The organism is Amycolatopsis sp. TNS106 (genome assembly GCF_019330265.1).
In the GTDB taxonomy this organism is placed as follows: domain Bacteria; phylum Actinomycetota; class Actinomycetes; order Mycobacteriales; family Pseudonocardiaceae; genus Amycolatopsis; species Amycolatopsis lurida.
Genome location: NZ_CP024972.1, coordinates 6,695,622 through 6,708,786, shown reverse-complemented (window position 1 = coordinate 6,708,786; position 13,165 = coordinate 6,695,622). Strand labels below are relative to the sequence as shown.

The window sequence follows — 13,165 nt, the reverse complement described above, 5'->3', positions numbered from 1 at the left end:
AAGGACGGTTAGAACCGTCCTTACCACTCACGACAGTCTTCAGCCGAACAGTGCCGGGAGCGTCTTCTCCCAGGTTTCCCGAAGCTCGTCCAGCGTGAACTCCGTGATGTCCTGAAGTTCGAGCGAGCCCGATTCCGGGTCCACCACACCGGTCTTGCGCCACGGCAGGCCGCGCGCGGTGAGCATCTCGGTGAACCGCAGTTCCTCGGTGCGCGGCACGGCGACCAGCACCCGGCCCGCGGATTCGGAGAACAGCTGCACGAACGGGTCCTGCTCCGCGTCGAGGAAGACACGGGCACCGCACTGTCCGATGAGGACGGTCTCGACGAGGGTCTGGATCAGGCCACCGTCGGAGATGTCGTGCGCGGCGGAGATCATGCCGTCGCGGGAACCGGCGATGAGGATGTCCGCGAGCAGCTTCTCGCGCGCCAGATCCACGCGAGGCGGGCGGCCGCCGAGGTGGCCGTGCAGTTCGCGCGCCCAGGCCGAACCGTCCAGCTCGTCGTGGGTCTCGCCGAGCAGCAGCAGGGCTTCGCCCGCCTCGGCGCCGATTCCGGTGGGGATGCGGCGGGTGACGTCGTCGATCACGCCGAGCACGCCGACCACCGGGGTCGGCAGGATGGCCGTGTCACCGGTCTGGTTGAAGAAGCTGACGTTGCCCCCGGTGACCGGGATGCCGAGTTCGACGCAGCCGTCGGCCAGGCCGTGCACGGCCTGCTCGAACTGCCACATCACCCCCGGATCGGTCGGCGCGCCGAAGTTCAGGCAGTCCGACACCGCGACCGGCTTCGCGCCACTGGTGGCGACGTTGCGGTACGCCTCGGCCAGCGCGAGCTTCGCGCCCTCGTACGGGTCGAGGTAGACGAACTTGCTGTTGCAGTCGGTCGAAACGGCGACCCCGCGGCCGGTCGACTCGTCGATCCGGATGACGCCCGAGTCCGACGGCTGCGCGGACACGGTGTTGCCGCGCACGTAGCGGTCGTACTGGGAGGTCACCCATTCCTTCGACGCCTGGTTCGGCGACGAGATCAGCTTGAGGATGTCGGCACGCAGTTCGTCCGAAGTGGACGGACGCGGCAGCTTGGCCGAGGTGTCGGCCTGCAGGGCGTCCTGTGTGGACGGACGCTGGATCGGGCGGTCGTACACCGGGCCCTGGTGCGCCACGGTGTGCGCCGGCACGTCGACGACGACCTCGTCGTTCCAGGTGATGACCAGGTGCTCGCCGTCGGTGACCTCACCGATGTCGGTGGCGATGACGTCCCACTTCTCGCAGACCTTCATGAACGCCTCGACGTTCTCCGGCGAGACGACCGCGCACATCCGCTCCTGCGACTCGCTGGAGAGCACCTCCGCCGGGGTCATCCCGGTGGCGCGCAACGGAACCCGGTCGAGGTAGATGTGCATGCCGCCGTCACCGGCCGCTGCCAGTTCCGACGTCGCACAGGAGAGCCCGGCGCCGCCGAGGTCCTGGATGCCGACGACGAGCTTCTGGGCGAACAGTTCGAGGCAGCACTCGATGAGCACCTTCTCGGTGAACGGGTCGCCGACCTGGACGCTCGGGAGCTTCTTGCGGCCGCCCGAGCTTTCGTCGCCCGAGAAGGTGTCGCTGGCGAGGACGGACACGCCGCCGATGCCGTCGAGGCCGGTACGCGCGCCGAACAGGATGATCTTGTTGCCCTTGCCCGAGGCGAACGCCAGGTGCAGGTCCTCGACGCGCATCGCGCCGACGCACAGGGCGTTGACCAGCGGGTTGCCGGAGTAGCTCGGGTCGAACACCAGCTCGCCGCCGATGTTCGGCAGGCCGAGGCAGTTGCCGTAGCCGCCGACGCCGGCGACCACGCCGGGCAGCACGCGCCGGGTGTCGGGGGCGTCCGCCGGGCCGAAGCGCAGCGCGTCCGCGACCGCGAGCGGACGCGCGCCCATCGCCATGATGTCGCGCACGATGCCGCCGACGCCGGTCGCGGCGCCCTGATACGGCTCCACGTAGGACGGGTGGTTGTGGCTCTCGACCTTGAAGGTGACCGCCCAGCCCTCGCCGATGTCGACGACGCCCGCGTTCTCGCCGATGCCGGCGAGCATCTTCTCCTTCATCTCGGGAGTGGCGGTCTCGCCGAAGTAGCGCAGGTGCTTCTTCGAGGACTTGTACGAGCAGTGCTCGCTCCACATCACCGAATACATCGCCAGTTCGGCGTCGGTCGGACGGCGGCCGAGGATCTCCCGGATCCGGGCGTACTCGTCGTCGGCGAGGCCGAGCTCGACGTACGGCTGGGTCAGTTCGGGGGTCGCCTCGGCGCGCTGAGTGGTGTCAACGGTGCTGGTCACGGTGTCCGCATCAGGGTTCGCCACGGCCTTGAGAATAGGCGAGGGGGTTGTTCACCCTGCCGTCGCCCACGCATAAATCGGTCGCGCCCGCGACGGTGATCCGCTTAACGTCGGTAATCGTGCTTTCCGCCACATATCCGCTTCCCCGGCTCCGACTGCCCGCCAAGCCGACCGCCTGGCGGTACCTGGTCAGGATGATGCTCGCGCGCCCGGGGCTGCTCGCCGTCTCGGCGATCAGCGGTGCACTGTGGTCGCTGCCGATCGCCCTGCTGCCGGTCGCGATCGGCCGGGGTATCGACGCCATCGGCCGCGGCGACGGCGATTCCGTCTGGCTGTGGGGTCTCGCGGCCGCCGGGCTCGGGATCGCGCAGACGATCGCGGGCACGGTGCAGCACTTCGCGTCCTACGGCTGCTGGATCCACGGCGCCGGGGTGACACAGCGCCTCGCCACCGAACACGCGGCGAAGCTGGGCGCGAACCTGCGGGACACGACCACCACCGGTGACGTGGTCGCGATCACCACCAGCGACATCAACCCGATCGGTGATTCGTTCGAGGTGCTCGGGCGGGCGTTCGGTTCGCTCATCGCGTTCATCGTGTGCGCGACGGCGTTGCTGACGACGTCCCCGCTGCTCGGCGTGGTCGCGCTGATCGGTGTCCCGCTGGCGGTGGTGGGCATCGGACCGCTGCTGAAGCCGCTGGAGAAGCGCCAGACGAAGCAGCGCGAGGAGAAGACCGAGGTCAACGCGCTGGCCGCGGACATCGTCTCCGGCCTGCGAATCCTTCGCGGGGTCGGCGGCGAGAAGCAGTTCCTGGATCGCTTCCGCCGCTCCAGCCAGAAAGTCCGCGCGGCCGGTGTCCAGGTCGGACGTAGCGAGGCGTGGCTGGCGGCCGCGGAGATCGCGCTGCCGGGCCTGGTCACGGTGGCCATCACCTGGTTGGGTGCGCAGGCGACGATGAACGGCACCATCCGCGTCGGCGAGCTGATCACCTTCTACGGCATCTCGGTGTTCCTGGTGATCCCGGTGACGACGGCGACGGAGTTCGCGGGCGTGCTGAGTGCCGCACTGGTTTCGGCGCGGAAGGTGTGCAAACTGCTGTCCACCGAACGCACGCTCGCCGAGCCCGAGCATCCGGTGTCATTGCCGGAAGGCCCGCTGGACCTGTACGACGAGCTGTCGGGGATCAAGGTCGAGGCAGGGAAGCTCACTGTCATCGACGTCGGGGCCGACGCCGAAGCGGTGGCTTCGCGAATGGCGCGGTTCACCGATCCGGATGAACCTGCGCTCGTCGGCGGGGTTCCGGTGGACCAGGTCGCCCTCGGGGAGCTGCGGCGGCGGGTCGTGTTCGCGCACAACCAGGACATCTGGTTCTCCGGCGTGCTGCGCGAACAGGTCACCCCCGCCGAGCCCGGCGACGTCGAGATCACCGAAGCGCTGTACGCGGCGGACGCCGACGACATCGTGGACGCGCTGCCCAACGGCGTCGACGAGGTGATCGGCGAACGCGGACGTGAGGTCTCCGGGGGTCAGCGGCAGCGGCTGAACCTGGCCCGGGCGCTGGCGACCGACGCCGACGTCCTGCTGCTCGACGAGCCGACCTCGGCCGTCGACGCGCACACCGAAGCCCGCATAACCGAACGCGTCGCGAAGCTGCGGCGCGGCAAGACCACCGTCGTGTTCAGCCAGAGTCCACTGTGGACTCACGTGGCCGACGTGGTCGTGAGTACGAAAGTGGTCGCCTGAAGACGGAGCCGGAACCTGCCCGGTTCAGGCCGAAGGCCTCGCGAACCCGTTGTCGGGCCGCCGGCCGTTTCGCGCCCACCCGCCTAGGCCAAGGCCCGCCGGCGGGTTCGCGACCACCACCTCGGGGGTAAGGGAATGACAGCATGAAGAAGCTGCCGCTGGCAGACAAGAAGGACGTAAGACGATGGATCAAGGAGACCGCGCGGGCCAACAAACGCGAGTTCTCCGTGATGCTCGGCCTGTTCTGCGTCGCGACCGCGATCGGGCTCGCCGGGCCGAGGCTGCTGGGCGCGCTGGTGGACGAGGTCGTCGACGGCACGACGATCACCACGATCACCTGGCTCGCGGTCGCGTTCGTGGTCGTGCTGGGCGCACAGGCCTGGTTCAAAGGTCTGGCCCGGCTTCGCGCGCGGGTGTTCGGTGAGCGGATCCTGGCGCGCAACCGCGAGGAGTTCGTCGGGAACGCGCTGAACCTGCCGCTCGGCACGGTCGAGGCCGCGGGCACCGGTGATCTGCTCAGCCGGGCGACCACCGACGTCAGCCGCATCGACCACGCGGTGCGCTTCGGCGCGCCGGAGATCCTGATCGCCGCCGTGACGGTGGTGTTCACGGTGGTGGCGATGGTGATCACGTCGCCGTTCCTGGCGCTGGGCCTGCTGGTCGCGCTGCCGCTGCTGGTGCCGGTGAACATCTGGTACCAGCGGCGGATCCCCGACGTGATGCGGCGCATGCTCGACAAGTGGTCCGAGTTGCAGTCCACCACGCACGAGACCGCGGAGGGCGCGCGGACGGCGGAGGCGCTGAGCCTGACCGGCCGCCGGATCAGGACCGGGCACGACGGCCTCGACGCGTCGATGCTGGGCGAGCGCAAGATCCGGGCGCTGCAGATGCGGTGGATCCCGTCGCTGGAGATCAGCTACGTGCTGCCGGTGCCGGTGATGCTCGGGCTGGGCCTGCTCGCCTACTCGAACGGTTGGGAAGGGCTCGGCACGATCACCGCGATGCTCCTGTACTCGCAGGTCATGACCGGCCCGCTGAACGAGGCGCTGTTCTGGCTCGCGGACATCCAGGTCGCCGGGGCCTCGCTGCGGCGGCTGCTGGGTGTGCGGCCCGCTCCGTCTTCGGAGGCGGCTTCGGAGACTCCGCGCGGTCAGGACATCGAGGTCCGCGACGTGCGCTTCGGCTACAACGCTGACCGCGAAGTGCTGCACGGGATCGACCTGCGGGTGCCCGCCGGTGAACGGCTGGCGATCGTCGGGCCGTCCGGTGCCGGCAAGTCGACCCTGGGACGGCTGCTGGCCGGGATGTCGGCGCCGACGTCGGGTTCGGTGCGGATCGGTGGCGCCGAGGTGTCGACGCTGCCGGACGACGTCCTGCGCGGCGAGGTCCTGCTGCTGACGCAGGAGCAGCACGTCTTCGCCGGGACGCTGCGGGACAATCTCACGCTGCCCGCCGGGGACTGGACCGACGACCGGCTGCTGGCCGCGCTGGCCTCGGTCGGCGCCGCGGAGTGGGTGGCGAGTCTGCCGGACGGGCTGGACACGAAGGTCGGGGCCGGGGCGGTCGCCGTTCCGGCGGCGATGGCGCAGCAGCTCGCGCTGGCTCGGGTGGTGCTGGCCGACCCGCACACGCTGGTGCTGGACGAGGCGACATCGCTGCTGGACACGGGTTCGGCCCGGGAGCTGGAGCGGTCGCTGAGCGCGGTGCTCGAAGGGCGCACGGTGATCGCGATCGCGCACCGGCTGCACACCGCGGCCGCGGCGGACCGGGTCGCCGTCATCGAGGGCGGCCGGGTGACCGAGCTGGGTTCGCACGCGGACCTGCTGGCGGCCGGTGGCCCCTACGCCGCCTTGGTCGCCGCCGCCTCCTGACGCATTTCGTCCTCTGAATGCGAACGCATTCAGAGGACGAAATGCGGAGGGTGTCAAGCGGAGACGAGGGCGTCCACGGCGCTGTAGAACATGCCGAGACCGTCGTCCGAAGGCCCGGTGAGGGCGTCGATGGCGTGCTCCGGGTGCGGCATGAGCCCGACGACGCGGCCGTTCTCGCTGCGGATCCCGGCGATGTCGTTGCGCGAGCCGTTCGGGTTGCCGCCGACGTAGCGGAACACCACGCGGCCCTCGCCCTCGAGTTCGTCGAGGGTGGCCTGCTCGGCGACGAAGCAGCCGTCGATGTTCTTCATCGGGATGAGGATCTCGGCGTCCTTGTCGTACCGGGTGGTCCACGCGGTGTCGTTGTTCTCGACGCGCAGCCACTGGTCACGGCAGATGAAGTGCAGGCCCGCGTTGCGGATCATCGCGCCCGGCAGCAGCCCGGCCTCGCACAGGATCTGGAAGCCGTTGCAGATGCCCAGCACCGGCATGCCCTTGTGGGCGGCCTCGATCACCGACGACATCACCGGCGCGAACCGGGCGATGACGCCGGCGCGCAGGTAGTCGCCGTACGAGAAGCCACCGGGGACGACGACGGCGTCGACGCCCTTCAGGTCCTCGTCCGCGTGCCACAGCGGCACGGCTTCGGCGTCGGCGTAGCGGACCGCGCGGGCCGCGTCGCCGTCGTCGAGCGTGCCGGGGAAGGTGATGACCCCGATGCGGGCGCTCACGCGTCAACCCGCTTGATGGTCCACTGCTCGATCACGGGGTTCGCGAGGAAGCCCTCGGCGATCTTTTCGAGCGTCGCGTCGTCGACGGAGTCGTCGACCTCGATCTCGAAGTGCTTGCCCTGACGGATCCCGGTGATCCCGGTGAAGCCGAGACGGCCGGCGGCGCCGAGCGCGGCTTGGCCCTGCGGGTCGAGGATTTCGGGCTTGGGCATGACGTCGACGACGACTCGGGCCACGGCAGGCTGCTCCTTATTCACGCAGGTCGTGGGTACCGCCAGAGCCTACTTCACTACGGTTGCCGCATGACCTACGGGCAGTACACACCGCCGAAGAAGTCGAAGGCCTGGCTCTGGATCACGCTGACGCTGGTCTTCGTCCTGATCGCGGGCGGTGTCGCGTTCACCGGCTTCGTGACGCCGGGGTTCTTCAAGGCCAAGGCCGACACCACCTCGCGCGCGACGCCGGAGCAGCTGAGCCGGTCTTTCGTGAACGGTGTCGGCGAAAGTCGCCTCAGCTCGCTCTGGTGCCCGATCCGCTCGAAGCGGTCCTACACCTCCGAGCAGGTCATGGCCGTCTCCGACGGCGCACAACTCAGCACGCCCGCGCACCAGCGTGCGCCGCAAGAGTATTCGGCCGCGCTGGCCGCCGGCGGCCAGACCGTCGGGATCGCGATGATCCCCGGCGAGGGCGGCTGGTGCGTGCGCGACGCCAAGATCGGCGGCGAGCCCGAGCCACTGCCGGGCATCGAGACGAAGCCGTCGCCGCGGCCCGACGTCAAGACGGGGGAAGAGGCGGGGAACAAGTTCGTCGACGCGATCAACGCGCGCGACATCCCGGCGGCGCTGTCCGTGCTGTGCGAGAAGGTGCCCGACACGACCCGCGACGGCGTGCAGCAGATCATCCACGGCGAGGGGCGGTACACCGTGGACACCGCCGACGTGCTGACCACCGTGAAGCAGACGATCCTGCACCTCACCGGTGATGTCGACGGCGTCCGGAACCCCGGCCGGATCGAGACCGAGGACGACGCCGAGGGTGGTCCCTGCGTGGCTTCTTTTTCACCCGACTCCGACTGAGCTCGCACCGATCCTTCGTCTGGGGGATGCTCGGAGCGCGGCGCTGGGCCAAGATGAGCCCATTGGCGGGGCGTCAACACCGGGCGAGCAGCAGGAGGCACCGTGGCCGATCAGGACTCCTTCGACTACGTGATCGTCGGCGCGGGCAGCGCGGGATGCGTACTGGCGAACCGGCTGAGCGAGGATCCGTCGGCGCGGGTGCTCCTGCTCGAAGCGGGCGGCGAGGACGACGCCGACGAGATCCACATCCCCGCCGCGTTCCCCGGCCTGTTCAAGACCAAATGGGACTGGAACTACGAGACGGTCGAGCAGAAGCACACCGGCAAGACGCTGTACTGGCCGCGCGGCAAGACACTCGGCGGCTGTTCGTCGATCAACGCGATGATCTACATCCGCGGCAACCGCGCGGACTACGACGGCTGGCGCGACGGGCACGGCGCCGAGGGCTGGGGTTTCGACGACGTCCTGCCGTACTTCAAACGGGCGGAGGGGAACCAGCGGCTCGGCGGACCCCTGCACGGCACCGACGGCCCGTTGAACGTCGAGGACCGTCGCTTCACGCACGAGCTGTCCCTCGCCTGGGTGGACTCCGCGGTCGCCTGGGGCCTCAAACGCACCGACGACTTCAACGGCGAGTCACAGGAAGGCGCCGGCGTCTACCAGGTGACGTGCAAGAAGGGCCGCCGCTGGTCGACGGCCGACGCGTACCTGCGGCCCGCCCTGTCGCGGCCGAACCTCACCGTGCGGACCAACGCGCAAGCCACCCGCGTCGTCTTCGAAGGCACACGCGCCGTCGGTGTGTCCTATTTGGACAAAGGCGTCGAGACGACGGTGCGCGCGTCGACGGAGGTCCTGCTGAGCGGCGGCGCGGTGAACTCGCCGCAACTGCTGATGTTGTCCGGCGTCGGCCCGGCGGAGCACCTTCGCGAGCACGGAATCGACGTCGTGGCCGCGCTTCCCGGTGTCGGCGACAACCTCCACGACCACCCCGCCTGCGGGATCATCTGGTCGACCCGCGGCACCACCGACCTCGTGGACGCGGCGACGCCGGCCGGTCTGGTGCGTTACCAGCTCACCAAACGTGGCCCGCTGGCCTCGAACATCGGCGAGGCGGGCGCGTTCTTCCCCGCCGCGGACGGCGCCTCGCCGCCGGACATGCAGATCCACGTCGCGCCGACGTTGTTCTACGACAACGGAATGCGCGAGCCGACGGTGCCGGGCTTCACTTCGGCGGCGACCCTGGTGGACGTCGCGAGCCGGGGCCGCCTGCGGCTGAAGTCGTCGAATCCGATGTGGAAGCCGGAAATCGACCCGGCCTACTACGCCGAGTCCGTGGACATGGAGAAGATGCTCGCCGGGATGCGCGCCCTGGTGGAGATCGGGAAGTCCGGCCCGCTGGCGCGGTATCTGGACAAGCCGTTCCTGCCGGAGCGCCACGACCTGACCGACGGCGAACTGGCCGACTACGTGCGCGAGAAGACGCAGACGCTGTACCACCCGGTCGGGACCTGCTCGATGGGGACGGGCGAGAACGCCGTCGTCGACCCGTCGCTGAAGGTGCGCGGGGTGGACGGGCTGCGGGTGGTGGACGCGTCGGTGATGCCCGTGGTGCCGCGCGGGAACACGAACGCGCCGACGATCATGGTGGCGGAGAAGGCCGCGGACCTGATCCAGGGCAAGTAGCGCTCGTGAGTGGTAAGGACGGTTCTAACCGTCCTTACCACTCACGAGGGTCTCAGCGCTTTCCGTGCAGCACCGTAATGAGCTTCGCCACCAGGGCGTCGGTCTTTTCCTTGCGGGAGAACGAGGTCAGCACGATCGGCGCGGTGAAGCGCTGGCGCGCGACGGCCTTCGGGCGGGCGAACTCGCGCAGGCCTTCCGGGCCGTGGATCCGGCCGAAGCCCGAGTCGCCGACGCCGCCGAAGGGCAGCGAAGCGATACCGGCGAAGGAAAGCGGCGCGTTGATCGACGTCATGCCGGTGCGCAGCCGTCCGGCGAGTTCGAGGCCGCGCGACTTCGAGAACACCGTCGAACCGAGGCCGTACTTCGTGTCGTTGGCCTTCTCGACGGCCTCGTCCATGTCTCGGACCTTGGCGATGGTGACGGTCGGGCCGAACGTCTCCTCCTGGACCGCCACGGAGTCCTCGGGCACATCGACGAGCACCGTCGGCTGAACGTAGCGGTCTCCGACCGCGTCGACGCCACCGACCAGCGCCTTACCGCCGCGTTCGATGGCGTCGGCGATGTGGCGCTTGATCACCGAGAGCTGCGAAGGCATCGTCACCGGGCCGTACTGCGCGGCAGCGTCCGAGCCGGCCCGCACGTCCTTCGCCTTGTCGACGACCTTCGCGACGAACTCGTCGTGCACGCGCTCGTGGACGTACACGCGCTCGACGCCGATGCAGGTCTGGCCCGAGTTGGAGAACGCGCCCCAGACGGTCGCGTCGGCGGCGGCTTCGAGGTCGGCGTCCGCGTCGACCAGGACGGCGTCCTTGCCACCCGCCTCGATGATGACCGGGGTCAGCGTCTCGGCGGCCGCGGCCATGATCTTCTTGCCCGTACCGGTCGAACCGGTGAAGGCGATCTTGTCGACGCCTCCCGTGACGAGCGAAGCGCCGGTCTCGCCGAAGCCGGTGATCAGCTGCAGCACCGGCCACTCCGGGACGACCTCGGTGAAGGCGTCGACCAGCCATTTCCCGACGCCGGGCGTGTACTCGCTCGGCTTGAAGACGACGGTGTTGCCGGCGGCGAGGGCGTACGCGATGGAGCCGAGCGGCGTGAAGACGGGGTAGTTCCACGGGCCGATCACGCCCACGACGCCGAGCGGCTGGTACTCGACCGTCGCCGCCTGGTTCGACATCATCAGCCCGGCCGCGCGGCGCTGCTTGCCGAGGATCTTGCGCGCGTGCTTGCCCGCCCACGCGATGTGCTCGATGGCGAGAACGCTCTCCAGTTGCGCGTCGGCGATCGGCTTCCCGGTCTCGTCGCGCACGACCTGGCACAGCTGCGGCAGCCTGCGGGTGATGACGCCCTTCCAGCGGCGCAGGCGTTCGGCGCGGCCGTCGTAGCCGAGCCCGGCCCACCATTCGGCGGCGTCCTTCGCGCGGGCGATGGCGGCGCGGACATCCTCCCTGGTGTGCACCGGGTAGGTGCCGACGACCTCGTCGGTCGCCGGGCTGAGGGAATCGAAGGTCTCCCCCACGCTGTGCGCGGTCGGCTTCGGCTGGACTGCGGTCATCGACTTCTCCCGTGTCTCGGCTCAAAGCCCAGGCTACGACGTTACTGACGGCGTGCCAATAGCTCGCCTGGGGCGTGCCACCAGCATCGCACAGGAGACGAGGGCCGCAAGGACGCCGAGAAGCGGGGCCAGCCAGACCGGCAGGACCCCGATCGCCAGCGAACCAAGCCCGAAGCCCGACGCCTGCACGGTGAAGGCCAGCGAGAACCCCTCCGACCGGCGGCGTTCCGGCAGCAGCTTCTGCAGGTTGACCGACGAGACGGCCATCAGCGGGCCGGTGCAGAGCCCGATCAGCGCGACCCCGCCGAGCAGCCCGGCCCAGCCGAAACCCGCCGAAACCACTATCCCACCGAGCACGAAACCGGCGAGGAACAGCCGCGGATCGCCGGCCTTCCCCCGCGCCGCGTAGAGCACGCTCCCGGCGAGGCTGGCCCCGCACAGCACCACGATGACGATGGCCGTCGCCGATTCGGGCGCGCCGAGACGCAGGACGAGCGGCAGCAGCCCGACCTCGATGGTCGACAGCAGGAGCCCGACGGTGAACAACCCCGCGAGCCAGGGCACACACGCGGCGAACGGGATCGGCTGGCGTTCGACCGTCCTTTGTGGATCTGGCTGAACGGTCCGTCGCGGTACGAGCAGCGCCGCGAGCAGGGCGACGACGGCCATCGCGAGAATCGGGACGACCGGGCCGGACGTCGCCAAGAGCGCCACCAGCAGCGGCCCGCCGACGATGACGCCTTCGAGGATCATCGCGTCCACCGAAACGGCCCTCGGCAGTTCGTCCTCGGTCACCGTCGCGGCGAGCAACGTCCGGAAGCCGCCGTTCAGCCCGCCCGCGACCAGCCCCGGCGGGATCGCCAGCGCGAGCAGCACCCAGTCCGGCGCTCCGGCCGAAGCGACCGCGGCCAGCAGGAACAGTCCGGCGGCGACCAGCGGAAGCAGCACGACGAGCCCGCGCGCGGGGCCGACGCGGTCGAGCAGCCGTCCCGTCGGTACGGCGCCGACCATCTCGGCGGCGACGAAAACGGCCATCATGATCCCGCCGAGCCGGTACGAACCGGTCGTCGCGGTGGTCAGCACGGTGAAGGCCAGCGGCGCCATCATGCCGGGCAACCGGTTCAGCTGCACCCCCGCCGACCAGCGCCAATACCCGGAATTTCGCAGCAACGTCATGTCACGAACACTGCCGAACCCGGGCTGGCGAGGACCATTGATTAGGGCATAGCCTAATCCGATGATCGAGCTGGTCCTGACCGCCGAGAGCGCGAATCGCGTCCGCTTCGGCATCTCCCCGCTCGACGAGACCATGGGCGCGATGCAGACGCTGCTCGGACGGCGCGGGCACCCGAGCCACCTGCCGTGGCTGCGCGAGGCCGCCGCGAAACTGCCGGACCTGCCCATCGACGGCTTCGCGAAGGTGATGAGCGCGCGGCACTACATCACCGATTTCCTCAGCCCGCCGCCGAGCGGCCCGGAGACCACCGCGTCCGCCCAGCTCGCCGAAATCCGTCGCACGGCACCGGAGCAGGTCGCACACGAGCTGTCCAAAGTGGACGCCGAGCTGAGCGGTCTGCCGAAAGACCCAGCCGAGGCGAGGGATCTGCTGGCGAGCCAGATGGAGATCGCCTGGACCGAACTGGTCGAACCGCATTGGCCTCGGATGCGCCGCTTCCTCGTCGCCGACATCGAGGAACGCTCACGACGCCTCGCCGCCGGCGGTATCGCGCTGGTACTGGAAGACATCCACCCGCGCGTTCGGCTCGTCGACGACGTCCTGGTGATCGAAATGAAGGAACGCGGCCGCGTCCACCTCGACCGACGCGGACTGCTGCTGATCCCCGGCGTCTTCGCGTGGCCCTCGGTCGGGGTGATCACGATGGAGCCGTGGCAGCCTTCGCTGCTGTACCCGGCTCGCGGGGTGGCCGAACTCTGGTCGGATCCCGAATGTCCGCCCGACGCGCTCGCGGGAGTACTCGGCAGGACGAAGGCCGCGCTGCTCACGACGCTCAACGAACCCGCGAGCACGACCGAACTGGCGCGCAGGCTGGGCTTCTCCGCGCCGACGGTCTCGCAGCATCTGACCGCGATGCGCGCGGCGGGCCTGCTCGACACGCGGCGCCGCGGCCGCGAAGTGCGCTACCTGCGCACCGAACTTGGCGACGCCCTGCTCCGGGCCTAG

General features: G+C 69.7%; 10 protein-coding genes. 5 read left to right on the top strand and 5 right to left on the bottom strand.

Annotated features, from left to right (window positions below):
- Positions 1-39 precede the first annotated feature (39 nt).
- On the bottom strand, positions 40-2,322 hold the full coding sequence (gene purL, locus CVV72_RS30775) for a phosphoribosylformylglycinamidine synthase subunit PurL (protein ID WP_091599944.1): 2,283 nt from the start codon (positions 2,320-2,322) through the stop codon (positions 40-42).
- Between the two features lie 119 nt (positions 2,323-2,441).
- On the opposite strand from purL, the gene CVV72_RS30770 reads away from it, so the two are divergent.
- Both CVV72_RS30770 and CVV72_RS30765 read left to right on the top strand, forming a co-directional pair.
- Positions 2,442-4,067: an ABC transporter ATP-binding protein gene (locus CVV72_RS30770; protein ID WP_219147261.1), complete on the top strand. Its 1,626-nt coding sequence runs from the start codon at positions 2,442-2,444 to the stop codon at positions 4,065-4,067.
- Positions 4,068-4,210: 143 nt separating this feature from the next.
- Positions 4,211-5,938, top strand: coding sequence for an ABC transporter ATP-binding protein (locus CVV72_RS30765; protein ID WP_219147260.1), 1,728 nt, complete (start codon positions 4,211-4,213; stop codon positions 5,936-5,938).
- Positions 5,939-5,991: 53 nt separating this feature from the next.
- On the opposite strand, the gene purQ is transcribed toward CVV72_RS30765, so the two are convergent.
- Both purQ and purS read right to left on the bottom strand, forming a co-directional pair.
- Positions 5,992-6,669, bottom strand: coding sequence for a phosphoribosylformylglycinamidine synthase subunit PurQ (gene purQ / locus CVV72_RS30760; protein WP_007032539.1), 678 nt, complete (start codon positions 6,667-6,669; stop codon positions 5,992-5,994).
- Positions 6,666-6,905, bottom strand: coding sequence for a phosphoribosylformylglycinamidine synthase subunit PurS (purS, locus tag CVV72_RS30755; protein WP_005152565.1), 240 nt, complete (start codon positions 6,903-6,905; stop codon positions 6,666-6,668). Before purS ends, purQ begins: the two co-directional genes overlap by 4 nt.
- A gap of 66 nt (positions 6,906-6,971) precedes the next feature.
- Here purS and CVV72_RS30750 point away from each other — a divergent pair, with 66 nt between their 5' ends.
- A complete protein-coding gene (locus CVV72_RS30750) occupies positions 6,972-7,745 on the top strand; it encodes a hypothetical protein (RefSeq protein WP_219147259.1) in 774 nt (257 codons plus the stop codon).
- A gap of 102 nt (positions 7,746-7,847) precedes the next feature.
- A complete protein-coding gene (locus CVV72_RS30745) occupies positions 7,848-9,428 on the top strand; it encodes a GMC family oxidoreductase (RefSeq protein ID WP_219147258.1) in 1,581 nt (526 codons plus the stop codon).
- A gap of 52 nt (positions 9,429-9,480) precedes the next feature.
- On the opposite strand, the gene CVV72_RS30740 is transcribed toward CVV72_RS30745, so the two are convergent.
- Together CVV72_RS30740 and CVV72_RS30735 are read right to left on the bottom strand one after the other, a co-directional pair.
- A complete protein-coding gene (locus tag CVV72_RS30740) occupies positions 9,481-10,983 on the bottom strand; it encodes an aldehyde dehydrogenase family protein (RefSeq protein ID WP_219147257.1) in 1,503 nt (500 codons plus the stop codon).
- 33 nt (positions 10,984-11,016) lie between these two features.
- Positions 11,017-12,159 carry an MFS transporter gene (locus CVV72_RS30735; RefSeq protein ID WP_219147256.1) on the bottom strand — a complete coding sequence of 381 codons (1,143 nt, stop codon included), beginning with the start codon at positions 12,157-12,159 and terminating at the stop codon, positions 11,017-11,019.
- A 61-nt stretch (positions 12,160-12,220) separates the two neighbouring features.
- Between CVV72_RS30735 and CVV72_RS30730 the strand changes: the two genes are divergently transcribed.
- Positions 12,221-13,165, top strand: a complete 945-nt coding sequence (locus CVV72_RS30730) for a DUF5937 family protein (RefSeq protein ID WP_219147255.1) — start codon at positions 12,221-12,223, stop codon at positions 13,163-13,165.

Excerpts from the sequence above, each read along its gene's own strand:
- CVV72_RS30765 (WP_219147260.1), top strand. The coding sequence starts at position 4,211 with ATGAAGAAGCTGCCGCTGGCAGACAAGAAGGACGTAAGACGATGGATC.
- CVV72_RS30750 (WP_219147259.1), top strand. The coding sequence starts at position 6,972 with ATGACCTACGGGCAGTACACACCGCCGAAGAAGTCGAAGGCCTGGCTC.
- CVV72_RS30740 (WP_219147257.1), bottom strand. The coding sequence starts at position 10,983 with ATGACCGCAGTCCAGCCGAAGCCGACCGCGCACAGCGTGGGGGAGACC.
- CVV72_RS30735 (WP_219147256.1), bottom strand. The coding sequence starts at position 12,159 with ATGACGTTGCTGCGAAATTCCGGGTATTGGCGCTGGTCGGCGGGGGTG.
- CVV72_RS30730 (WP_219147255.1), top strand. The coding sequence starts at position 12,221 with ATGATCGAGCTGGTCCTGACCGCCGAGAGCGCGAATCGCGTCCGCTTC.